The sequence below is a fragment of the Aliivibrio kagoshimensis genome (assembly GCF_050337105.1).
GTDB lineage: Bacteria > Pseudomonadota > Gammaproteobacteria > Enterobacterales > Vibrionaceae > Aliivibrio_A > Aliivibrio_A kagoshimensis.
The window spans coordinates 1-24,233 of the sequence record NZ_JAKJSQ010000004.1; the positions used below are offsets into that span (position 1 = coordinate 1).

Annotated in this window: 22 protein-coding genes; 9 read left to right on the forward strand and 13 right to left on the reverse strand. The window is 44.0% G+C overall.

Features of this window, described 5'->3' with window-relative positions; all coding sequences use genetic code 11:
• The first annotated feature begins 152 nt into the window (after positions 1-152).
• From potA to L4C32_RS01795, 4 genes are all read left to right on the forward strand, one after another.
• A complete protein-coding gene (gene potA, locus L4C32_RS01780; RefSeq protein WP_428195287.1) occupies positions 153-1,277 on the forward strand; it encodes a spermidine/putrescine ABC transporter ATP-binding protein PotA in 1,125 nt (374 codons plus the stop codon).
• Positions 1,264-2,118, forward strand: coding sequence for a spermidine/putrescine ABC transporter permease PotB (gene potB / locus L4C32_RS01785; protein WP_428195141.1), 855 nt, complete (start codon positions 1,264-1,266; stop codon positions 2,116-2,118). The genes potA and potB overlap by 14 nt, the downstream gene beginning before the upstream one ends.
• Positions 2,118-2,888, forward strand: a complete 771-nt coding sequence (potC, locus tag L4C32_RS01790; protein ID WP_428195142.1) for a spermidine/putrescine ABC transporter permease PotC — start codon at positions 2,118-2,120, stop codon at positions 2,886-2,888. The genes potB and potC overlap by 1 nt, the downstream gene beginning before the upstream one ends.
• Positions 2,889-3,024: 136 nt before the next feature.
• The gene (locus L4C32_RS01795; protein ID WP_428195143.1) at positions 3,025-4,068 is read left to right on the forward strand and encodes an extracellular solute-binding protein; all 1,044 of its coding nucleotides are present in this window, start codon (positions 3,025-3,027) and stop codon (positions 4,066-4,068) included.
• Positions 4,069-4,168: 100 nt separating this feature from the next.
• Here L4C32_RS01795 and L4C32_RS01800 read toward each other — a convergent pair whose 3' ends face one another.
• Both L4C32_RS01800 and phhA read right to left on the reverse strand, forming a co-directional pair.
• Positions 4,169-4,504, reverse strand: coding sequence for a 4a-hydroxytetrahydrobiopterin dehydratase (locus L4C32_RS01800; protein WP_428195144.1), 336 nt, complete (start codon positions 4,502-4,504; stop codon positions 4,169-4,171).
• Positions 4,505-4,512: 8 nt separating this feature from the next.
• Complete coding sequence (gene phhA, locus L4C32_RS01805) at positions 4,513-5,364, reverse strand: phenylalanine 4-monooxygenase (RefSeq protein ID WP_428195288.1); 852 nt, start codon at positions 5,362-5,364, stop codon at positions 4,513-4,515.
• 340 nt (positions 5,365-5,704) lie between these two features.
• Between phhA and L4C32_RS01810 the strand changes: the two genes are divergently transcribed.
• Genes L4C32_RS01810 through L4C32_RS01820 form a run of 3 tightly spaced genes read left to right on the forward strand, consistent with a single transcriptional unit; the run spans position 5,705 to position 9,358 of the window.
• A complete protein-coding gene (locus L4C32_RS01810) occupies positions 5,705-6,697 on the forward strand; it encodes a fumarylacetoacetate hydrolase family protein (protein WP_428195145.1) in 993 nt (330 codons plus the stop codon).
• Between the two features lie 9 nt (positions 6,698-6,706).
• Positions 6,707-7,324 (forward strand): maleylacetoacetate isomerase, encoded by a 618-nt coding sequence (gene maiA, locus L4C32_RS01815; protein WP_428195146.1) that lies wholly within the window; start codon positions 6,707-6,709, stop codon positions 7,322-7,324.
• Positions 7,325-7,336: 12 nt separating this feature from the next.
• Positions 7,337-9,358, forward strand: a complete 2,022-nt coding sequence (locus L4C32_RS01820) for an acetoacetate--CoA ligase (RefSeq protein ID WP_428195147.1) — start codon at positions 7,337-7,339, stop codon at positions 9,356-9,358.
• Positions 9,359-9,607: 249 nt separating this feature from the next.
• Here L4C32_RS01820 and cobB read toward each other — a convergent pair whose 3' ends face one another.
• The 9 genes from cobB to L4C32_RS01865 form a co-directional block, all read right to left on the reverse strand.
• Positions 9,608-10,321 (reverse strand): Sir2 family NAD+-dependent deacetylase, encoded by a 714-nt coding sequence (gene cobB, locus L4C32_RS01825; RefSeq protein ID WP_428195148.1) that lies wholly within the window; start codon positions 10,319-10,321, stop codon positions 9,608-9,610.
• A 131-nt stretch (positions 10,322-10,452) separates the two neighbouring features.
• Positions 10,453-11,481, reverse strand: a complete 1,029-nt coding sequence (locus L4C32_RS01830; RefSeq protein WP_428195149.1) for a formate dehydrogenase subunit gamma — start codon at positions 11,479-11,481, stop codon at positions 10,453-10,455.
• Between the two features lie 77 nt (positions 11,482-11,558).
• A complete protein-coding gene (fdh3B, locus tag L4C32_RS01835) occupies positions 11,559-12,167 on the reverse strand; it encodes a formate dehydrogenase FDH3 subunit beta (RefSeq protein WP_428195150.1) in 609 nt (202 codons plus the stop codon).
• A gap of 11 nt (positions 12,168-12,178) precedes the next feature.
• A complete protein-coding gene (locus L4C32_RS01840; RefSeq protein WP_428195151.1) occupies positions 12,179-15,034 on the reverse strand; it encodes a formate dehydrogenase subunit alpha in 2,856 nt (951 codons plus the stop codon).
• Between the two features lie 17 nt (positions 15,035-15,051).
• Positions 15,052-15,252, reverse strand: a complete 201-nt coding sequence (locus tag L4C32_RS01845; protein WP_428195152.1) for a transcriptional initiation protein Tat — start codon at positions 15,250-15,252, stop codon at positions 15,052-15,054.
• A 25-nt stretch (positions 15,253-15,277) separates the two neighbouring features.
• The gene (locus L4C32_RS01850; protein WP_428195153.1) at positions 15,278-15,889 is read right to left on the reverse strand and encodes a TorD/DmsD family molecular chaperone; all 612 of its coding nucleotides are present in this window, start codon (positions 15,887-15,889) and stop codon (positions 15,278-15,280) included.
• Between the two features lie 9 nt (positions 15,890-15,898).
• Positions 15,899-17,569: a 4Fe-4S binding protein gene (locus tag L4C32_RS01855; protein WP_428195154.1), complete on the reverse strand. Its 1,671-nt coding sequence runs from the start codon at positions 17,567-17,569 to the stop codon at positions 15,899-15,901.
• A gap of 208 nt (positions 17,570-17,777) precedes the next feature.
• Positions 17,778-18,311, reverse strand: coding sequence for a DUF3306 domain-containing protein (locus L4C32_RS01860; RefSeq protein ID WP_428195155.1), 534 nt, complete (start codon positions 18,309-18,311; stop codon positions 17,778-17,780).
• A complete protein-coding gene (locus L4C32_RS01865; protein WP_428195156.1) occupies positions 18,301-18,807 on the reverse strand; it encodes a DUF3305 domain-containing protein in 507 nt (168 codons plus the stop codon). The genes L4C32_RS01860 and L4C32_RS01865 overlap by 11 nt, the downstream gene beginning before the upstream one ends.
• Before the next feature lie 124 nt (positions 18,808-18,931).
• Here L4C32_RS01865 and L4C32_RS01870 point away from each other — a divergent pair, with 124 nt between their 5' ends.
• Together L4C32_RS01870 and L4C32_RS01875 are read left to right on the forward strand one after the other, a co-directional pair.
• Positions 18,932-19,774 (forward strand): formate dehydrogenase accessory sulfurtransferase FdhD, encoded by an 843-nt coding sequence (locus L4C32_RS01870; protein ID WP_428195157.1) that lies wholly within the window; start codon positions 18,932-18,934, stop codon positions 19,772-19,774.
• The gene (locus L4C32_RS01875; RefSeq protein WP_428195158.1) at positions 19,774-20,682 is read left to right on the forward strand and encodes a substrate-binding domain-containing protein; all 909 of its coding nucleotides are present in this window, start codon (positions 19,774-19,776) and stop codon (positions 20,680-20,682) included. The genes L4C32_RS01870 and L4C32_RS01875 overlap by 1 nt, the downstream gene beginning before the upstream one ends.
• Here the strand turns inward: L4C32_RS01875 and L4C32_RS01880 are convergent.
• Both L4C32_RS01880 and L4C32_RS01885 read right to left on the reverse strand, forming a co-directional pair.
• Entirely contained in the window at positions 20,659-22,668 is a 2,010-nt protein-coding gene (locus tag L4C32_RS01880; protein WP_428195159.1) for a sensor histidine kinase, read from the reverse strand. The two genes, L4C32_RS01875 and L4C32_RS01880, sit on opposite strands and share 24 nt — an antisense overlap.
• Positions 22,658-24,115, reverse strand: coding sequence for a sigma-54-dependent transcriptional regulator (locus L4C32_RS01885; RefSeq protein WP_428195160.1), 1,458 nt, complete (start codon positions 24,113-24,115; stop codon positions 22,658-22,660). The genes L4C32_RS01880 and L4C32_RS01885 overlap by 11 nt, the downstream gene beginning before the upstream one ends.
• Between the last annotated feature and the right edge of the window lie 118 nt (positions 24,116-24,233).

Below are 24,233 nucleotides of genomic sequence, written 5' to 3' on the forward strand. Positions count from 1 at the left end.
ATTATATACTGCTATATTTTATAGTTAGGCCGAAATCTGTGAGTAAATATTTCATGATGAAATGATTAAAAACACTTTTATTTGTGGAGGTTGGCTATTATCATGCGCCTTATTATTCCCCCTACAATTATTGCTTTGTGCTAAACGGAGACATAACTGCATTGACCAGTACTGAACGAAACATTCCCCCTGTCATCACCTTGACCAATGTCAGCAAAAGCTTTGATGATAAAGAGATCATCTCAAACTTTAATTTGACCGTTGCCCATGGTGAGTTTATTACACTACTTGGTCCTTCGGGCTGTGGTAAAACTACGATTTTACGAATGATCGCGGGTTTTGAAAGTGCAGACAATGGTTCCATTTTGTTAGACAGCATAGACGTGACTGAGCTGCCCTCAGAACAACGTCATGTCAATACCGTGTTTCAAAGTTATGCCCTATTTCCACATATGACCGTATTTGAGAATGTGGCATTTGGTCTAAAAATGCAAAAGAGACCTGACAGTGAAATCACACCGCGAGTGATGGAAGCATTGCGTATGGTTCGTTTAGACAATATGGCTAGTCGAAAACCACAACAGCTATCGGGGGGACAACAACAACGTGTAGCGATTGCTCGTGCGGTGATCAACAAACCAAAAGTACTGCTATTAGATGAGTCACTCTCAGCGCTGGATTATAAATTACGTAAGCAGATGCAGATCGAACTTAAACAGTTACAGAGACAGTTAGGCATCACCTTTATCTTTGTAACTCACGATCAAGAAGAAGCACTCTCCATGTCCGATCGTATCATTGTGTTACGTGATGGTGTTATTGAGCAAGATGGTTCACCACGTGAAATATACGAAGAACCAAAAAATCTGTTCGTGGCGAAATTCATCGGCGAAATCAATGTGTTTGATGCGCAAGTAGTCAGCCGTATCGATGAGAAAAGAATCACTGCGGTCATTGAAGGAAAACAGACGATAGTCACCTGCCCCGATCACGTTGAAACGGGTGATCAGCTGCAAGTACTACTGAGACCTGAAGACTTACGAATCACAGAAATCAGTAAAACGGATAACCGCGGGATTGTTGGTCACATTGTCGATCGCACCTATAAAGGCATGACTTTGGATTCTGTGGTTGAACTTGAATCTGGGGTAAAAGTGATGGTCAGTGAGTTCTTCAATGAAGACGATCCTGATGTTGACCACTCTTTGGGCCAAAAAGTGGCTATTACATGGGTAGAAAGCTGGGAAGTGGTACTGAGAGATAATGAAGAGATTTAGTTTACAGCAGTACATCATCACCCTCATTCTTTTTTGGCTGGTGACGTTTGTCTTCATTCCAAACTTGATGATTATCGGCACCAGTTTTTTAACTCGTGACGAATCAAATCTGATTGAGTTGACGTTTACTCTGGATAACTACAGACGATTATTTGATCCACTGTATGCCAAAGTCATGTGGCACTCGCTTTATATGGCGACCGTGGCGACATTTTTCTGTTTACTGATTGGCTACCCTTTCGCATATATCATCACTAAGTTGCCTGAAAGAATCCGGCCTTTGATGTTGTTTTTAGTGATTATCCCATTTTGGACTAACTCACTGATTCGTACCTATGGGCTGAAGATTGTGCTTGGCAGCCAGGGTGTATTGAATAAGAGCTTACTCTACTTGGATATTATTGATAAGCCGATCAGAATTATGTATTCAGAACACGCGGTGATGATCGGTTTAGTCTATATACTCTTGCCTTTTATGATTCTGCCTCTCTACTCGGCAATAGAGAAGTTAGATCGTAGCTATATCGAAGCAGCACGTGACTTAGGGGCAAATCGTTTACAGACGCTCATTAAGATCACGATACCCCTCACGGTGCCAGGTGTGATTGCAGGGTGTTTACTGGTATTGCTTCCTGCTTTAGGTATGTTTTACGTGTCTGACTTGTTGGGGGGAGCGAAGAACCTTCTCATTGGGAACGTCATTAAAAGTCAGGTACTAAATGCTCGTGATTGGCCGTTTGGCTCAGCAACCAGTGTAGCGCTAACACTCGTGATGGCAATGTTGTTATACGCTTACTATAAAGCCAATAAACTATTACATCGTAAATCGGAACTGAATTAATGAGAAATTTTATTAAGTTTGGATTTCTATCCTTAGTGTTCGCCTTTTTGTATATCCCAATTGTGGTACTGATTGTGAACTCATTTAACGCCAGTAAATTTGGTATGAAATGGGGGGGATTTACCTTTAAGTGGTATCAAGCGCTATTGAATAATGACACTTTACTTCAAGCTGCAACGAACTCGCTGACGGTAGCGTTATTTTCTGCAACAGCTGCTACTGTCATTGGTAGCTTGACTGCTGTCGCGCTATTTCGCTTCCGGTTTAAAGGAAAAAACTTCATTAATGGATTGCTTTTTACTGTGATGATGTCGCCTGATATTGTCATGGCGATCGCCTTTTTAGCGCTGTTTTTAGTCATTGGTGTACAGCTAGGTTTTGTTACCTTACTGATCGCTCATATCACTTTCTGCCTCCCTTTTGTGGTGGTAACCGTCTATAGCCGTTTAAAAGGGTTCGATGTAAAAATGCTTGAAGCAGCCAAAGACTTAGGGGCGAGTGAATGGATTATTCTTAAGCAGATCATCTTCCCGTTGGCTAAGCCAGCCATTTCTGCGGGTTGGTTGCTGAGTTTTACCTTATCACTCGATGACGTCATTATTAGCTCCTTTGTTACCGGTCCGACTTATGAGATTCTGCCATTGAAAATTTATTCTATGGTTAAAGTCGGCATCTCTCCTGAGGTAAATGCTTTGGCGACAATTATGCTGATTGTCTCTTTGAGTATGGTGCTGTTATCTCAACTCATTGCCAAAGACAAAATAAAATAGGTGAGCCCAATCATTTATTATCGGTGAATTGCATAAATTATGTGATGTTAATCGTCTTTTGTTTGTTATACTCGTGCAAATTTTTTATTCAGCTAATCTCTTTAGCCAAATTATCACAGCGATATAGGAGTTATTAATGAAGAAGTTTTCTTCAATAGCAGCCGCGACATGTTTTGCCTCTATGATCTTCACTGGAAGTGTTAATGCTGCTGAAAATGAGCTTTATTTTTATAATTGGTCTGAATATATCCCAAATGAAATACTTGAACAGTTTACCGAAGAGACTGGCATCAAAGTGTACTACTCGACCTACGAATCTAACGAAAGTATGTATGCGAAGCTAAAGACTCAAGGCAGCGGTTATGATCTTGTCGTACCATCAACCTATTTCGTCTCTAAGATGCGAAAAGAGAATATGTTACAAGAGATTGATAAAACAAAATTAACGCACTTTAACGATTTGGACGAAAAGTATCTAAACAAGCCTTTTGATCCTGATAATAGTTACTCGATACCTTACGTCTGGGGCGCCACAGGTATTGGTGTTAATGCCGATTTAATGGATCCTAACGAGGTCAGCAATTGGAGTGACCTTTGGGATCCGAAATGGGAAGGTCAATTGATGATGATGGATGACTCTCGCGAGTTTTTCCAAATTGCATTAAGTAAATTAGGCTACTCAGGCAACACGACCGATCCAGCGCAAATCAAAGAGGCGTACGAAGAGTTACGTAAGTTAATGCCAAATGTACTGGTCTTTAACTCAGACTTCCCTGCTAACCCGTATTTGGCGGGTGAGACCTCATTAGGTATGTTGTGGAACGGTTCCGCATATATTGCTCGTCAAGAAGGCGCGAACATCCAGATAGTGTGGCCAGAGAAAGGGACCATATTCTGGATGGACAGCTTAGCGATTCCAGCAGGAGCTAAGAACACAGAAGCAGCACATAAGATGATCAACTTCTTATTGCGCCCTGAAAATGCAGCTAAAATCGCACTAGAGATTGGTTACCCAACACCAGTGAAAACGGCTTACCAGTTCCTACCCGTTTCATTTGCACAAGATCCAAATGTATTCCCACCTGCTTCAGCGTATGAAACAGGCGAATGGCAGGATGAAGTGGGTGATGCTAGCACTCTTTATGAAGAGTTCTTCATCCGCTTAAAAGTGGACAAGTAATCACTGAATAACGTTAATCAGAGCGTTAACGATAGTAAAAAACGCCTGATGGAGATTCCATCAGGCGTTTTTTTATGGGGTGTGAGACTGAGGTGTAGGGTTACATCAGTGAATCCGTTTTAGAAGCACAGATAAAATCGTTCTTATGCAAGCCTTTGATGGAGTGGCTCCACCAACGAACGGTAACCTTGCCCCACTCCAACGTGATTTCAGGGTGGTGAAACTCAGCTTCTGCTAACGCAGCAACTGCATTTGTAAAATCCCATGCGAGTTTAAAGTTCTTGAATTTATAGGCGCGCTCTAGCTGAGAAACGCCCTGGTCTTTTATGATGGTCCACTCAGGCAGCTGCAACATGAGTTCAACCATTTCACTGTTATTAACCTGGGGTGCATCTATTTGGCACGCTTCGCATTTCATTTCGGTAAGTACTGACATTGTTCCCTCTACTCTATTACGGTTGAAGTGTTTGAAATTGGTGTTGGTTGTTCCTCTTTTGGAGGAAACATCGGTGAGTGCAAGCCTAGTGCTTTCGCTTGTTCTACTTTTGACATGATATCTTGTCTGGTTAACTCTAATAGTGCTTCGATAGAGTCGATAGCAAAATAGATCGGTTGCATGATATCAATGCGGTATGGTGTTCTCATGATGTCAACTGCATCGAATTTTTTCACGATACATTTACGGGGTGTGCTTTTTCCTGTGCTCTTTTTATCCGGTAAGCCAACATAATTGGTTTCACTGGGTGATGATAAGATCCCGCCACCATATACTTTATAATCATCAGGCGCGCCGACCAGACCAAATTCTACGGTGAACCAGTAGAGGCGCGCTAAATAAACCCTATCCTCTTTGCTTGCTTTGGCGCCGAGCAACCCATATTGATGAGTAAACTCTGCAAACGATGGATTGGTTAGCATGGCGCAGTGTCCAAAGATTTCATGGAAAAAATCGGGTTCTTGCAAGTACTCAATCTCCTCTTCGCTGCGCATGAACGTGGCGGCAGGGAATTTCTTCTCTGAGAGCAGTTTAAAAAAACGGTCGAAATTAATCAATGCAGGAACAGGCTCAATACGCCATCCTGTACTTTGCTCTAGAACTTTATTGATATCATTGAGTTGGGGGGCGCGATTACGGTCTAAATCTAATAATGCTAACCCGTCTAGGTATTCACGACACGCCTTAGAAGGAATGTTATGCATTTGCCGATTAACCAATAGAGACCACACTGCATCATCTTCAGCTCGCCACTGGACAATGCCATCTTGGTCAGGTTTTATTGAGACATACTTTGTCATCTTAGCCATCGATATTCCCTTGTTGATATCCTATTTTTAGAATAGGGCTTATTGTTGGTTAAGTCGCCTATCCACAAAATTTGGTTAAAACTAAGATGTAAATAATATGTTACAGTCTTGTTGGTTAATCCGTTTTGTTACTGTCCATAATTCATGTGTACAAATGACATTATTGCAATAAAAGCAGGGATTAAAGGCACGGCTTTCCAAAAGTGTAATTTACCACGTACGAAATGTTATTTAATTTGATGATAGTTTGATTATTTATTTGCCAATTGGGTTCGGATGTTACAAATTAGAGGGATAACACATCGTTAAACGCATAAAGTGAGGATTAGTAATGAAATTAGCATCCCTAAATCGTGGTCGTGATGGTCAATTAATTGTGGTGAACAGAGCGCTTACTCACGCCACACTGGTATCTGACATCGCACCCACCCTTCAATATGCGTTAGACAATTGGCAAGCGTTATCGCCACAATTAGGTAAGGTCTATGACCAATTAAACGCAAACGAGCTTGAGAGTCAGTTTCCTTTTGAGATAAAAGAGTGTGCTTCTCCCCTTCCACGTGCATTTCAATGGGCTGATGGCAGTGCCTATGTAAACCACGTCGAGTTAGTTCGTAAAGCTCGTGGTGCCGAAATGCCAGCCAGTTTTTGGACGGACCCTTTGGTATATCAAGGGATGTCTGATGGCTTCTATAGCCCTACTGCTGATATCGAAATTGCAGATATTAATTGGGGCGTTGATTTTGAAGGTGAGATTGCCGTTATTACTGACGACGTACCAATGGCCGTGAATGCAAAAGATGCCGCTGAACATATCAAACTACTTATGCTTGTGAACGATGTTTCCCTTCGTAATTTAATTCCAGGAGAGCTCGGCAAAGGATTTGGTTTTTTCCAATCTAAGCCTGCCTCAGCCTTCTCCGCTATTGCTATTACACCTGATGAACTCAATGACAACTGGCGAGACAACAAAGTACACCTTCCGTTGAATGTCTGGCTAAATGAACAGCAATTTGGTCAGCCTAACGCTGGTGTAGACATGACGTTTGATTTTTCACAACTGGTTGAACATGTAGCCAAATCAAGGCATCTAGCCGCCGGTACCATCATAGGATCAGGCACCGTCTCAAATCGTGACCGAAGCGCAGGATCATGCTGCATTGCTGAAGTACGTATGATTGAAACCATAGAAGACGGCGCACCAAAAACACCCTTTATGCAGTATGGTGATCGCGTGAAAATAGATATGGTTGATTCATCTGGTAAGTCAATCTTTGGTGCTATCGAACAACAAGTTGTTCCGTATCAAGTGCAAATAAAATAAGGGGGTATCATGGTTGAGCTGTTAGATTATTTCCGTTCTTCAGCATCGTTTCGAGTTCGAATAGTACTGAATTTGAAAGAGATCGAGCACCAATTGTCGCCTATCTCATTATTAGACGGAGATCAGACGTCTGCGGATTACAAAGCAATTAATCCTGCAGGCTTGGTGCCGACCTTGATGACTGAGGAGGGAAAGTTAAGTCAGTCATTGGCCATTATTGAGTATTTGGATGAATGTTACCCACAGTCTCCATTGCTGCCTAACGATCCTTGGCAACGTGCTCAAATCCGCTCATTAGCTCTGCAGATCTGTTGTGATATTCACCCATTGAATAACCTTCGAGTATTAAAATATCTGAATCAAAATCTTGACGTCAACGACGAGCAAAAGACAGAGTGGTATCACCATTGGTTGGCTATTGGGTTTGAAGCCCTCGAAGCAGAACTGCAGCATGGTGATACTCACTTCTCCTATTCTGATACACCCAATTTGCTTGATGTCTGTTTAATACCGCAAATCTTTAATGCCCTTCGTTTTGAACTAGACATGACCCCTTACCCAACATTATTACGTATCTACCAATATGGAATAACCCAAAAGCCCATAAAAGATGCGTTACCAGATTAAGGAAAATCGACAATGAATCAACACGTAGCAGTACAAGATGTGATGATGTGGCAACCGAATGAGCAGCAGAAAAAGTCGAGTCTATTGCATCGGTTTGTTGAAGGTTTGGATGAATACGAACACAAACAGAGTCTAGACTTTAGTCTGCTGCACCAATGGTCGGTTGATCGTAGCGAACAGTTTTGGAGTCAGTTATGGGATTATTGTGAAATCATTGGCAGTAAGCACACGCCTGATAACCGAACCCTATTTACCATGGATCAGGTCACGTCGAGTGAATCCTCAATATGGTTTCCCTCTGCTCAGCTTAATTACGCTGAAAACATGCTCAAATATGTCGATATCACGCCTCATGCTCCTGCAATTATCTGCCATAAAGAGAACTCAGCCCTTGCTACTCAATTGACTTGGCAGGAACTTTATCACCAAGTCAGTACAGTGACACACTATTTGAAATCGGTGGGTATCACTAAAGGGGATGTGGTGGCAGGTTACGTCGCCAATACTACCGAAGCCGTAGTTGCTATGCTTGCTACTACATCGTTAGGTGCAGTATGGACCTCAACCTCACCGGACTTCGGTGCCAGTAGTGTGGTCGATAGGTTTGGTCAGACTAAGCCTAAGGTGCTATTTAGCGTGAATGGTTACCAATACAATGGGAAATCATTCCGTTGTGAAGAGGCAATCAATGAGATCGTAACCGCCATCGACTCGATCGAACACTGTGTCGTGATTGACTACCTTGATGATAATCAACCAGAAAAGTTCTCAACCTGTGGACAGTTCACTGATTGGTCAACACTAGTTAACAGTACTGAAACGACAGAGATTGGTTATGTCCCATGCCAATTCAATGACCCCCTATTTATTCTCTACTCTTCAGGAACTACCGGAAAACCTAAGTGTATTATCCACTCAGTTGGCGGAATGTTACTGAGCCACCTAAAAGAACATCAACTGCATTGTAATGTGAAACCACAAGATAAAATGTTCTATTTTACGACCTGTGGTTGGATGATGTGGAACTGGCTGGTTTCAGGGTTAGCCAGTGGGGCAACCTTAGTGTTATTTGATGGGAATCCTGCTTTCCCTGACATTTCTAGGCTGTGGCAGATATGCGAAAGTGACGGTGTGACTCTGTTGGGCTGCTCAGCCAAGTATCTAGAACAGTTAGAAAAAGTGGAGTATTACCCGACAGATAATTACACGTTAGCACCATTAAACAGTATCTGCTCAACGGGATCGGTATTAAGCGCTGACTCCTTTGAGTTTGTATATACACATGTTAAACCTGATTTGCTACTAAGTTCTATCGCTGGTGGAACTGACATCTGCGGCTGTTTTGCCATTGGTAACCCCTACTCGCCGATCTACAAAGGTGCCTGTCAGGGCAAAGGCTTAGCGATGGATGTTGCGGTGGTGCAGTCTGTTGAAGGGAGCGAGGATCCAACAGATAAACTGGTGGGGCATCGAGGTGAACTTGTGTGTCGTAACAGTTTCCCAAATCAGCCAATTGGTTTTTGGAATGATCCTAACGGTGATAAATACCATGCTGCTTATTGGTCTAAATATCCTGATGTATGGCATCACGGAGACTTTGTGATGGAGACACAACAAGGTGGATTGGTCTTTTATGGTCGATCTGATGCGATCCTTAACCCTGGTGGTGTCAGGATTGGTACCGCAGAGATTTATCGACAAGTGGCTAAGGTTGAAGAGGTACTTGACTCTATCGTTATTGGCCAGCAGTGGAATAACGATGTTCGAGTGGTACTGTTTGTTCAGTTAGCAGCGGGTTGTCAGCTAACAGCAGAGCTACAAAAAGCGATTAAAACCGAAATTCGAACCAACTGCAGTCCAAGGCATGTCCCTGCGATTATATTAACGGTATCTGAAATTCCTCGAACACGTTCTGGTAAGCTGACTGAAATTGCAGTGAGGGACGCTGTACATGGGAAAGCCATTGAGAACATTGGTGCGATTTCTAATCCTCATGTTTTAGATGAGTTTAGAAATCGCAGTGAACTGAGTTGAATTAATCTGAGCTGAATGAAAATGTAACTGTGATCCTAGCGTTAAGAGGGCAAGGATCACTGATGACCTTCTATCGAGAGGTAAACTTAACGTTAAGTTACACTCCGAGCTTGGTATTTTTTGATAATAGCAAACGTGTCTTGGAGGTTGATGAAAGTGACTAGAGACTAACGAAAAGAGTACGGTCGCACTCGCGGCGAAAACATGCGACAGACACTTTAAACAGTAATTAGTCCCATGCTTTAATGACTACATCGCTAAGATCTCATCGACAAACGCTGGGACAAGTGTGCCTGCCCTGCCGTAGCGTTTTTCAGCAAACTCATTTTGTACGGCACTGGGCTCTAAGTTGATCTCGACAGTATGAGCACCATTAAGTGCCGCTTCGTGGACAAAACCAGCAGCAGGGTAGACTGAACCTGAGGTGCCTATGGAGATAAAGAGGTCAGCATTGTTTAAGACATCATGGATCTTCCCCATTCCCAGTGGCATCTCTCCAAACCAGACAATATGAGGTCGTAACTGTGCCGGCATTTGGCAGCAGTGGCACAGCTCACCAGTGTGTATATCCCCTTTCCACTCAATCACCTGATCAGAGTGCGAACAGCGCGCTTTCAGTAACTCACCGTGCATGTGAATGATATTGGTGTTTCCTGCCCTTTCATGCAGGTTATCAATGTTCTGTGTAATGATAGTGACGTTACCATCAAGGTGTTTTTCTAAACGGCTTAACGCGAGGTGTGCATCGTTAGGCGCGATATCTGATTGTTGAAGCTTTAAACGGCGCTGATTGTAAAACGATTGCACCAACTCAGGATCTTTTTGAAACCCTTCGGGCGTGGCAACATCTTCAATCTTGTGGTTCTCCCATAAGCCGTCGCTGGCACGGAATGTCTTTATTCCCGACTCTGCAGAGATGCCAGCCCCGGTTAAAATCACGATATTTTTATAAGGAAACAGCATGATAACTCCTTGTCATAAATCTGTTTATGGCTCTATTCAAGCAACTATTATTCATTGAGTAAAGTAGACATTAGTCTTTAATGACAAAAGCCAACACAGGGTTGGCTTTAGAGGGGGAAAGAGCAGGTTACTTATCCATTACTGCTCTTATCTTTATTGTTTTCTGGCAGGTCTTTTACCTCTTGGTACCATAAGTCATGATGTTCTTTGGCCCATGTTTCATCAACCTCACCCGTTATCATGCCATCTAGCGCGGCTTCCATACCAAACAGACCGATGTAGATATGAAAGATGAACCCGCAAATTAGAATAAGCGCAGAAAACATATGAATCAGGTTGGACAGCTCCATGTCTCTTCGAAGCTGGCCAAAGATTGGAAAATCGAGCACAAAGCCGCTAAGCGCCGCAACCGCTCCGAACCATATCAATAGCCAGAAGATCATCTTCTCACCACCGTTGGAGAAACCAGCCGATGGATGCGTGCCTTTATGTTTGCCTACCATACCACCAAGCTTCATAAACCACTGTATATCGATTTTGTTGATCACACTCTTACGCCACCACTTGATCAGTACCGTCATTAACAGAATAAAGAAGACAGGCCCAACATAGTTGTGGTACTGCTTAGCTGCTAGGATGACCCAGCCCCAGATTTCAGTCGGCACGACAGGTTTGATAAAGTGTTTACCATACACTAAGCACAGCCCACTGAACGCTAAGGTTAGGAAAGTAAAGGCCATGCTCCAGTGTAGCGCCCTATCGATGCGGCTCCAACGTTGTATTTTTCTACCTGTTTTCGGTTTACTTAATTTCAATGGCCCTACAATAAAATAAGCCAATGTCACAAGTGCTAAGCTACCAAAAATGGCCAATGCCCCTAAAGGAGACATCCACTTCTCTTTCAGTTTAAACCACGTCTGCCCCGGAACATTAATTAACATTCCGTGTTCAGGAGAGGTTGAGGTGGTGTAGCCTTCTTCACCGTCTCGAACTTGACGCCAATAGTCAGCACCAGCCAGTTGTATCATCTCTTGCTGGGCACTATTGGATGGTTTAGAGCTGTCTGCAGCCACACTCTGGACACTAAATAGCGCCGAAGTTAGCACAAAAACGAGAGAGAGTATTGATGCTGCAAGACGTCTTAAAAGTCTTGAATGCATAAGTGTTCTCCAATGAATATTATAGTCATTTGCTGTGCAGTCCGTGAGAACCGCACAACAGGTTAAGGGGTTCAGCTCTAGCTCTTAGTTGCGTCGTAAGAGATATCTTCGCCATTAGACCAACCGGCTTGTTTCGCACCACGTTCAACAACACGTTGGCGGAATATCTCGGAGACTTTCTCAGCATCACCCGCAATAAGTGCTTTGGTCGAACACAGAGAAGCACACATTGGCAACTTACCTTCTGCGATACGGTTCGCACCATATTTCTGTTTCTCTTCTAGTGAGCCATTCTCAGTTTCAGGGCCACCAGCACAGAATGTACACTTATCCATTTTTCCACGCTCTGCAAATGCGCCCTGTTTTGGGAACTGAGGTGCACCAAATGGGCAGGCAAACAGACAGTAACCACAACCGATGCAGAGATCCTTATTATGCAGAACAATGCCATCTTCCGTCTGCTCAAAACAGTCAGCAGGACAAACTGCCATACAAGGAGCATCGGTGCAGTGCATACAAGCGACAGAGATGGAGTTTTCACCCACCTCACCATCATTGAGGGTAACGACTCGACGACGTTGGATCCCCCACTCTAAAGCGTCATCATTTTCATTTTTACACGCGGTGACACAGCCATTACACTCAATGCAGCGTTTGGTGTCACACAGAAATTTCATACGGGCCATTTTGTTAACTCCTACGCTTTGGTAATTTTACAGAGAGTGACTTTAGACTCTTGCATTTGTGTCACCGGATCATAGCCATAGGTAGTGGCAGTATTTGCCGCCTCACCCGTAACATAAGGAACGGTTCCTTCAGGGTATTTATCGTGAAGATCAACCCCTTCAAACTTGCCTCCGAAATGGAAAGGCAAGAATGCCAGCCCCGGTTTCACTCGACGAGTTACCATCGCCTTTACGTGAATACGGCCTTTCTCCGCTCCTTCTACCCACACCATATCGCCATCTTTGAATCCGATATCGTTGGCGTCTTTAGGGTTTACTTCGACAAACATCTCTTGTTGCAGCTCAGCCAGCCAAGGGTTAGAACGTGTCTCTTCTCCGCCACCTTCATATTCAACTAAACGACCAGAAGTGAGGATGATTGGGTACTCTTTAGAGAAGTCCTGATCTTGAATTGACTTATACAGCGTCGGTAGTCGGTAGATTGATTTACTGTCATCCCACGTTGGGTAGTCGGTAACGAGATCACGTCTTGGGGTGTACAATGGCTCTCTATGTTTTGGTACGCGATCTGGGAAAGTCCACACAATCGCACGCGCTTTGGCATTACCAAATGGCATACAACCATGCTTAACCGCCACACGTTGGATCCCACCTGAGAGATCAGTTTTCCAGTTTTTACCTTCAGCAGCGGCTTTCTCTTCTGCTGTCAGTTCATTCCACCAGCCTAGCTGCTTGAGTAACTTATCTGAAAATTCTGGGTGACCATCTTCAATGTCACACCCTTTCGGATAACTGTCTTCAGCAAGCAGACTTTTTCCTTCAAACTCCACGCCAAAGCGAGCACGGAAATTACCACCGCCTTCTGCAACGGGTTTTGATGTGTCATACAGAATGTGGGTACCCGGATGTTTCATCTCTGGGGTTCCCCAACATGGCCACGGTAATCCATACGTTTCCCCATGGATTGGGCCTCCCTCTGCTTCTAAAGTGGTGTGATGGAAGGTGTGCCAATTTTTTTGATGTGCTTTTAATCGTTCTGGACTCTGACCGGTATATCCGATGGTCCACATGCCTCTGTTATATTCACGTGTAATATCTTCAATATTCGGTTGGTTGTTCTCAACCTTGATGTGCTTAAACAGTTGATCGGAAAATCCGAGCTTTTTGGTCAGAAGATACATGATCTCGTGATCCGGTTTAGACTCGAACAGGGGTTCAATGACTTTATCGCGCCATTGAAGTGAACGGTTGGAGGCTGTAACCGATCCATAAGTTTCAAATTGAGTGGTGGCTGGCAGCAGATAGACGCCATCGGTTCTATCGTGCATAACGGCAGCGACAGTTGGGTATGGGTCGACAATGACCATCATATCCAGTTTTTGCATCGCTTTTTTGATGTCGGTACCACGGGTTTGTGAATTAACCGCATGTCCCCAATAGAACATGGCGCGAATATTGTCTTTTTGTTCAATGTTTTCGCTATTTTCTAATACACCATCTGCCCAACGAGAAACAGGAATACCCATGTTATTCATTGGATTTTTTCCGCTGTACTTTTCTTGGTCGAAACGCGCTTTAACCCAATCAATATCAAGATCCCACACTTTACTCCAGTGTTTCCATGCGCCGTCAGACAAACCGTAGTAGCCTGGCAGCGTATGAGATAACACACCGAAGTCGGTGGCACCCTGAACATTATCGTGGCCACGGAAGATGTTAGTCCCACCGCCCGCTTTCCCCATGTTGCCTAAAGCCAGTTCTAAGATACAGTAAGCGCGAGTATTGTTATTGCCTGTGGTGTGCTGAGTTCCCCCCATACACCACACGACGCAACCAGGACGATTCTCTGACAGCAGTTTTGCGGTTTGGTAGACATCAGCTTCATTGACACCTGTTACGCGTTCGACCTCTTCTGGTTTCCATCTAGCCACTTCTTCGCGTATCTCTTCCATCCCGAACACGCGCTGTTTGATGAACTCTTTATCTTCCCACTTGTTGGCGAAAACATGCCACAACACACCCCAGATAAATGAAACATCAGAGCCCGGACGAAGTGATACATAGTGGTCCGACTTTGCTGCTGTACGGGTTCGGCGAGGATCCGCCACTACGATCTTACAATTGTTTTTCTCTTTGGCGATCAGAATATGTTGCATAGCTACGGGATGCGCTTCAGCAGGGTTCGAACCGATGAACAGAATTGATTTACAATTATGCATATCGTTAAATGAGTTGGTCATCGCGCCGTAACCCCAAGTATTCGCTACCCCAGCCACTGTGGTTGAGTGACAAATACGTGCTTGGTGGTCAACGTTATTGGTTCCCCATAGCGATGCCATTTTACGATACATATACGCTTGTTCGTTATTGTGTTTCGCGCTGCCAAGCCAATAGACAGAGTCAGGCCCCGATTCTTTACGAATGGCTAGTGCTTTGTCGCCAATTTCATTAATGGCCTCTTCCCAACTTAGCTTGACCCACTTGCCATTTTCTAACTTCATTGGGTATTTCAAGCGGCGTTCACCGTGTCCATGCTCGCGAAGCGCAGCCCCTTTTGCACAGTGACCTCCAGCGTTAAATGGATGGTCAAATGCGGGCTCCTGTCCAGTCCATACGCCATTTTGTACTTCAGCATAGATACCACAACCGACGGAGCAGTGTGAACAGATGGTTCGTTTAATTTCCGTTTTTACGTCTGAAGATATGGACTCTGCCTTCGCTTTTTTCATCATGCCAGGTGCAAACATACCTGATGCAACCACAGCCCCACTGGCGGCAATTGAGCTGCTCTTAATAAATGATCGACGGCTAATACCAAACTTCTGCTGTTCAGTAACTGTCGAGTCGGAACGTTTTGTTAGTTTCATTGAATTGCTCCGCTTCGTTATAGAGTGTTGTAGTAATCACGAATGTGTTGCGTCTCGTGATACCCTTTTTTGTTTTCATCACTGCTTGGTTGAATGGTGTCGTCTGCCTTAGCCGTAGATGTGACCGCGGTGGAAATTGCGGTTGCCGTTGCTACAGTGGCTATGCCTTTCAAAATAGAGCGTCGTTCGCTATCAATTTTTTTATCAGTCATTTCCATTTCTCCATGAATATTCACTGTAAAGCTACGCATTAAGCGCACAGTTCATTGTTTGTGGGGCTTCAATAAAGCGTGTTTGTTCTATTGTAAGGTAGGTTAAGGTGAGCTCCGCCAATGCGGCGTAAAATACGGAACTTTTACTGCGTTTAAGATCATGACAAAAGCGTTCAAACCAACTGGCCAGATGGCGGTTAAAAAAGTGTTGTTGTTTTTCATTATCACTGCCAACCAACATTGCCATCACTTCTAATAAAGCAGCAAAATGGTCTTCTGGCTCTTTCACTGACGCTTCTCGGGCATAACCCAGCTGCATCAAATCGTTTCGTAGGTGAGCCAGAGGCATCTCCATCAAAGACCCAGTAAGGTACCAAGAGGCGAACGGGACAATTTCACCACGTCCAATACCAATAAATAGATTCTGATATTCATCTTCAATGGAATCGAGAGATGAATTTTGAGCGTTCAGCTTGAGCAGTGACCACGCTTCAGCCATCGGATTTATCTGATTAGCCACCTCTTCAACATCCAGACCTTGTAACCAGGTAATAATGGGTTTATCGGGGGCTGCTCTATAGAGTCGGGCGAGCACTGAATAAATATCGACTCTAAGTGATTGTTGTTCATTAACAGAATTCATCATAAAGCCTTATAGGGTCAGTTGTTGTTCTGGGTTGTCGGCCAGATCATTGAAGATATCTTTTACTCTACAATCCTCACACATGGATAAGCGTCGAAGTGAATGGTCAGAGTTAAAATGCGGGTTATCCTGTAACTTATTAATCAACATATCGACCATGGATTGTGGTGCGAATGGTTTATCACAACAGATACACTGAGCAGCGGGTTCTTGGTGTAGCACCCTAGCCGACCTTCTTTCATCTGCGTTCCAGTTCATTTGTGGTTGCAGAGAAATGACCTGTTCAGGGCACGCTTTTTCACACAAGCCACATTGAACACAATCTTGCTCAATAAACAGCAGTTGTGGGCTATCCGCACTGGCGTGCAAGGCTCTGGTTGGACAGACTGCGACACAGCTCATGCACAGAGTACAGTCGTCGGTTTTGCAAGTGACGTTGCCAAAAGGAGCGCCAATGTCGACTTCAGTAATCTGATTGATCGCCTTGGTGTTTTCAGCAAGACAATCTAGCGCTGCAAATAACTTCTCACGTTTGTTCCCTTCAAGGGTGATATTTTCTTGCATAATAGGCTGACTGATCAGCCGAGGTTGATGAAGGTCTTCCACATAGGTAATAAGAAGACGATCCGCTTGTTTATCCAGATCCTTAAGCAGAGAGCGTGCAATGTTAATCTCTTGCTCCAGCACTCGAATCACCGTTTTGGGCATGCGTCTGCTGGCTACAAATAGGATTTGAGCGGCACCATTCACTAAGGCAGAGAGCCATGTGTCAATACCCACCGAGGCTAAATCTTCTAACTCAACTGGAATGACATTTTCAGGCAAATTTTGCAACGTGGTCACAGTAAAGTGAGCGTGCTTTTTACTGCAAAACATCAGAATGGCATTTTTACCCTGATGATCGTAATAGCGTTTTAGCAGGCGTTGGGTAAAATGTTGGGTATTGTCAGCATCAGGATAGGCGTAACTGATCGCTTCTGTTGGGCACGATGTCGCGCAGGTCCCCACTCCCTGACAGAGGTAAGGATTAATTTGTACATGGTGGCCAGTTTTCTCACTGCCTTCACTGGTTAATGCGCCAGCAGGGCAAGAGTCAATACAACGCTCACACCCTTTGACTCCTCTTGAACTATGAGCACAAAGGTCTGAATCGAAGCGAAAGTATTTAGGCTTATCAAAGGTTCCGATTAAATCAGGGATCTCATCGATAACAGTGGCTAGTTTTGGGTAGCCTCGACCGACAGGATAGTAACCTGGTACTGGCACCTCCTCGGTCATGAATCCGTTGAGGCTCATATCCAACACAATATCAAAGGTAGGTTGTCGAATGGCGACCGTAGAGAGCTGTGATTCAGTGCCGTTATTCAGGCAGGTAACCATAAACGCACCCAAATACCCCGACACATTGAGCTGTTCACTGACATAGAGGTTGTCTCTTTTCTCTAAGTTGTCAGTAATCAAGTGAGGATCGGTAGCCAGTAGTGTGATGCTATTGAGTGTTGAAAAGTGAGATTCAAGCTCAATGATAATATGGTACGGTCCCACAATGAGAAGGTTACCTTGGCTCTCGTAACTCACGGTAGGAGGAATTAAATTAGCTAACTCAACAGTACCACTCACTGCGGCCTGCCTTGCGGCACCATTTTGAGTAATATACTGACTTAAATAGGTATGTAACATTCTAAATCCTGTGCTGACATTAAATGCACGTGACGATAGTCTTTGCTATCGCCTTAGTTTTTTGTTTAAGAACGGAAGGTTGCAAGGAATGCACCATAATTCTAGGAGTAATAATGACGTAAAGGGAGCTAAAGTCTGCTTGGTAGAGTGGACTTTTTTATACTTACGACATTTTGTCTAAATAAACGAGACAAAATGTCCCGAGTAATTATGTGGTCTTTTTTGTCGTATCTATATCGTTGCTGAGTGGTTCTTCAGGAGCGGTGGTCAACAGAGGTTCCTCGCCATCACTAACTTCATTGTTAGAACCTATTTCATCATTCTCTTCCATCAATGGTTCAGTGACGAGTTGTGGTTCGATCTCTTCCTCCTCTTTAATCCACTTACGTAGGTTTTGAGCGACCTCAGCAGGTAAGCTACCAACACTTGAAAAGTCCTGATCATAATCGGTTAATCCGTCAAGGACATTGAAATCTGATGAGAGAAAGATCTTTTTCATCGCTGCTTTTTTTATCGATTTTTCAACACCTTCAGACAGAAAACCAGCAAGGCTACTGTTGCTTTCTAAGGCATCAACATCACTCATTGATGGCAGAGGTAGACTCTCATTATTGATGGGTTCGTCGCTTGCGGAATCAGTGCTTATTTCGTCGACAACGCCTGTTTTCTGCGTCGATTCGCTGGCCTTAGAGTGTGATTCGGTTTTAATCTTTGACCATCTTTGTATGAAGTTATTGCCCACAAGACCTCCCTGCCCCTTTGCGTTTTTTTCTGCCTAGTTCAAGTAGCTCTCCATGACGACCGATAAATGCCTCCATCCAAGCTTGTATAGGTAGAGGTAACGCTGTGGAGAGCACGAGATAGTCTCCATCTAGATAGTTACCAATAGCAGCTTGTGACACCGTCACTGCAATGAGCTTTGGTGAGTTATTACTATCTATTTGTTCCATAACAACAAAAATCTTAGGGTCCTCTGAACTTAGATTGAATCGGTAATCCGTTCTTTCATCTTTATAGAGTTCAAGATTGATTTCATGGTAGTGGCTTTCTGGCCCGTATGAAGCGATAATTTGTTCATTGTTAAGCGCTAGTGTTCCGAGGTCGACAGTATGTTCAATCCAACGCCCTACCTCTCTTTCGATGGGAGTTAACTCTATATGTAGTGGCCAAACGGTATCACTTTTGGTTATTGTATGATGTTGCTGATTGATTTCTTTTGCTTTATTGATGTGCGACATAACATCATCTACTTAAATTAACGAGTATAGACACTGATAACAGCAATAATCGCACCAGCTTTTTTGTGGAATGGTATTTGCTTTATTAACATCGATCCCCTTCACATACATGTAAGGAACTACTTTGTCTCATCTGCCTAAAATAATTAAAACCAGTGCCGCACCTAACCAGACCTTAGCGGTTGAAGTCATGGATGAATATGGAGAGACCCTCACCAAACATGTTGCGTGCGAAAGGCCGTTAACAGTACTTCTTAATTGGCACGAAGTGGTGACACTGATGACATTAGGCGCACGACCTGATGCATTGGTATTAGGCTACTTAAAAAACCAGAGCTTTATTAGCGATCTTGATAAGTTAGAGACAGTTATTATTGATTGGGAAACCAACTCTGCAGCTGTCGTGACAGGCGAAAATACCGATCATCTTGATAAGAAACTGGAGAAAAAAACCGTCACTTCAGGTTGTGGACAAGGTACCATGTACGGTAACGTAATGAAGCAACTGGAAGATTACCAAGTTCCGCAAGTGACGATCAAACAGTCGGACATCTATGCGACGCTTGAAGCGCTCACCCACTATAACGACACGTATAAAGCGGCGGGTGCAGTGCATGGCTGCGCTGTCTGTTCATGCACTGAGGGCAATGCAGAGATCATTTCGTTTGTTGAAGATGTGGGTCGCCATAATGCGGTAGACACTTTAGCGGGAGAGTTATGGTTAAAGCAACAAACGGGCAGTGATAAGATTTTTTATACCACAGGGCGTCTTACGTCGGAGATGGTCATTAAAGTGGCCCAAATGGGGATACCAACGCTGCTTTCCCGCTCTGGTGTGACTCAAATGGGGCTAGATTTAGCGCAAAAATTTGGGATTACCACCATTGCACGTGCCAAAGGGAATCGTTTTCAAGTTTTTTCAGGTCAACACCATGTACAGTTTGATGTAAAAGGTAAACACGCTTAATGGAACATTCTGAATTTTTAAATGCTAAGCAGGTGGCGGAGTATTTAGATCTTAATGAAAAAAAAGTCTACGCTCTGGCGAATGATGGTCAGCTGCCCGCAACGAAAATTACGGGTAAATGGCTGTTTCCAAAGTCACTACTTGATAAGTGGATCATCGACTCTTGCCATAACGGCGCATTCAGTGATCGTTTACTGATTGCGGGTTCGGATGATCCTTTACTGCAGATGATCGTAGGTAAAATGGGCAATCAACTGGGCAGTAATGCCTTGGTTGGATATACCTCCACGGGCAGTCGACAAGGACTGTCGCTATTGAGCAAGGGGCATGTTGATATCTGTGCGATTCACTGGGGACAAGCCAGTGAAGCCCCTTTGCGTCATCCTGCTCTATTACAACAATATACCGGCTCACGTAATTGGGTATTGGTTCATGCTTATGAGCGTGTTCAGGGCATTATTATTAACCCTAGATTGATCGGGTTTGAGGATACGGTTACTGCGAATAGTACAGAGCTAACGTCTAAGCAATATAAGTGGGGTCTTCGCCAAGAGGGAGCTGGCAGCTTGCGCACATTAGATGAATGGCTGCACGCGAAAAAGTTATCGGTGAGCGCCTTGAATGCCCAACAGACCTACTTTAGTGAGAGAGAACTTGGGGCAGCTATTGCTAGTGGTGAAGTCGATGTTGGATGTGGTAGCCAAAGTACCGCGGGTGAATACCAATTAACCTTCATTCCACTTTACACCGAAGCGTTTGAGTTGGTGATCCCAAAGAACATCTTCTTCAAGACGTTAGTCCAACATATGCTGAATGAACTGAAAGACAGTGATGTTCAGCAACGTGGAGAACGTCTAGGTGGTTACAACTTTGCTCGTTCGGGACTACAAATTTGGAGTGGAAGCTAATAACTTAATGGTGAAGGTACTGCCTTCACCCTCTTTCGATGTTGCACTGATCTCCCCACCAACTTGATGGATCAAACTTTGTGATACTGATAAGCCTAAGCCAGTGCCATCTCTTCGCGTGGTATAGAATGGATCAAAGATACGTTTCATCTGCATGTCTGAGATCCCGCAACCAAAGTCCTTAACTGTAATGATGGCGCCTTTTATCTTGCCCTGCTCTTTCCAATCGTCACTGGTAACAATAATACGACCTTCGCCATTCATCGCATGCACCCCATTCATCTGTAGATTGACCAGCACTTGCAGTAAATGGTGGCGATTAATTTCCACTTTCTGTAGTGCATTAAGGCATAGCTCAATGTTAACGGTTCTTTTTGAGGTGGCAGAGCGAATCAAGGTGACGCTCTCTTCAATTATGGGGTTAACATACTGCCAAGTGACTTCATCTTGAATGCCGCCATGTCGACTGTATTGTAGAAGACTTCTGGTGATGTTTCTGATCCTATCGATCTGACTTAAAATGGTATCAAACTCTTCATCAACATCCCCCGAGTAGTCACTAAGTTCTAATTTCAGTAACTCAACATTACCGAGAATTACTGCGGTAGGATTATTAATTTCATGGGCAATCCCGGCTGTTAGTTCGCCTAGCGCGGCCAATTTTTCATTCACCAACAGTTTATCTCTAGTGAGGTTCAGCAGTTTGATGTTGTTTTCGAGTTGTTCCGTTTTTTCATGCAAGCTGGCGGTGCGTTGTGCCACTTTGAGTTCAAGTTGTGATGACGCATCCTCAAGTTGAGAGTTACGAAGTTCAAGCTGATCAAGCATATTATCAAACTGCTGGGCTAAGCTGGTTAGCTCATGTTGTTCATCCAAACCTAAAACACCAATGCGTCGATTTTTTCCAAACTGCACTGATTTTACTACGTAGTGGATCTTCTCAAGGGGTTTAAATAAGTCCCGTGCAGAGCGATGAACAAGAATGGCGGAGATGATCAACACGATAAGGATAATAGTCCCTACCTCAACAATACTGGTGAGATAGATCTTAATGATAGGCCACTCAAGGTAGCCCGTATAAAGCATGCCAATCACCGCGTTATCAATGTTATGTATTGGCTCATAACCGGAAATGTACCAGGCATCATAAACATAGGCTCTATCTATCCAACGCTCGCCATCGATCAGTACACGCTGCTTCACTTCAGGAGAGACTCGGGTACCAATGGCACGTTCGGCAGGGCTTTCACTGTTTAAAGGTACATTGGTACTGACACGAAGATCATCGAGGAATAGGGTCACTGTCCCTAAACTTCCCTTTGGAAGGCTCCCTTCGGGGTAGATGAGATCGCGGATTCTATCCACCAATAACGTGCTATTATTTAGTAACAATCCGCCGTCAATGATCCACTGCAAGTCACCATTATGGTCAAATAACGGGATCAAGCTTCGACTGATCAAAGCACGACGCTCTGTTTTACTGCTCTCTAGAATTGGTATTTCCGCCCGACTGATCAGCTCGGTTGAGAGCGACGCTAAGACGGACTCATCGACCACTTGGAAGAAGGTCTCCTGCTTTCCCGCTTGTAACTGACGTTGATTACGCGGCGAAAATTGAGTGAGATCGTCGATGGGATGCAGTGTTATGAAATCCAATTTATAGATACTGGCTTGCTCAGAGCTCCATGCCTGTAAGGTCTCATCATCGATCTTAAAAAGTCGCTGAAATTCATAGGAGTTGACCATTGAATTGAGCAATGTACGCTGCTCTTTTTGAAGAATCTCAATACTGTTAGTCGCTACCGCCAGTTTGACACCCACTTGGTTTAGTGACTCTTTCCAAGTATAGGTAACTGACCAATAGCCCGTTACTAATATCAGTGCCAGTAAGGTAAGAATAATCGGAACTGAGATCAAAAACAGGAGGCGATAACGAACCATGGTTTTGAAACGTTGATGCCATTGCTTGACTATATTACGAGTCATTTTCTATTAACTCGCAATCATTCCACTCTTTAAATTTTCGCTCAAGGGTTTTTCTCGCGACGCCAAGTTGTCGAGCAGCAGCTGATTTGTTGCCATCATTGGCACTTACTACTTTGATAATGTGCGCTTTTTCGACCTCTTTGAGTAACCACTGTTCTGGGTAGTCCAGTAGGTTCTGCTGAGTAAGATCGACGCTGAGGTCAGACATTATGGCTTGTTCAACAGGCGTAATGGGGTTGTCAGTTTTTGATTGATGATCCGGTTGTAATTCACGCCAGTAATCTGCTGGCGGCTTACCTAATAGAAGGCAGCGTTCAATGAGATTTTTTAACTCTCGAATATTTCCTGGCCAGTCATAGTGAGACATCGCCACTACATCCTCATGTGTCCATAGCACTGGTTCGATAGACAACTCTTTGGCTTGTTTCGTCGTAAAGTGGTCAATTAAACAAACCAAATCTTCTTTGCGGTCTCGAAGTGGTGGCAGTTCAACAATCAATACGTTAAGACGGTAGTAGAGATCTTCTCTGAACCTGCCCTTCTCGACCTCTTCGATTAAGTTTCTATTGGTGGCGGCCACAATGCGAACATCCACACTGACCTCTTTTTCAGCGCCTACCGGTCGAATGGATTTCTGTTCAATTGCCCTAAGCAATGAGGCTTGCATGGTTAATGGCATTTCACCGATTTCGTCGAGAAACAGTGTCCCATGATTCGCCACTCTAAACAGCCCTTCACGCCCTTTTTTAGCGCCAGTAAACGCCCCCGAAACATGACCGAATAACTCACTTTCCAGTAACTCTGAAGCAATAGCACCACAGTTTACCGGCACAAAAGGACCTGAACGTTTGCTCATCTGGTGGATACCACGTGCCACCAACTCTTTACCCGTCCCTGATTCACCCTGGATAAGCACCGCGGCTGAGGAAGGTGCAATTTTAGACATCACCTGTTTCATGGCAGTGGTTTTACTGGAGTGGCCAATAATATTGATGGGGTTATTGATGTCACTCTCACGTTGTAGAGCAAAATTGTTGCGTTCTAGCTGACGGCGTTCGATACAACGCTGCACCGAATTCATCATCTGCTCTAAATTGAAAGGTTTTAAAATAAAATCAGCGGCACCAATTCTTAACGCTTTGATTGCAGTATCCAGATCCGCGTATCCCGTCATGAAAATCACGTCACACCCTCTACCTTGAGAAGTGAAAGCCTCATGCCATTCAATACCAGAGCGGCCTGGTAGGTTGATGTCTAAAATCATCAGATCAAAATGGGTCATTTTACGTAGCTTCTCAGCTTCTTCGATACTACTGGCGGTACTTACTTGAGCGAATTTTTTCGACAGGGCTTTTTGTAAGATAGTCTGCATACCCATTTCGTCATCAACGACTAAAACAGAAAACGCGCTCCAAATTTGTGTTGATTTATCAGAAGAAGTTGACATGGCTACTCTCGATTGGGTCAAAATGTCCTAAATCAGTGTAGCAAGGGTTGTGCATTAAGTATCTAATTTTGTGAGACATTTTGTCCTTTGTTACTATTTTCTGATATTACCTTTATTT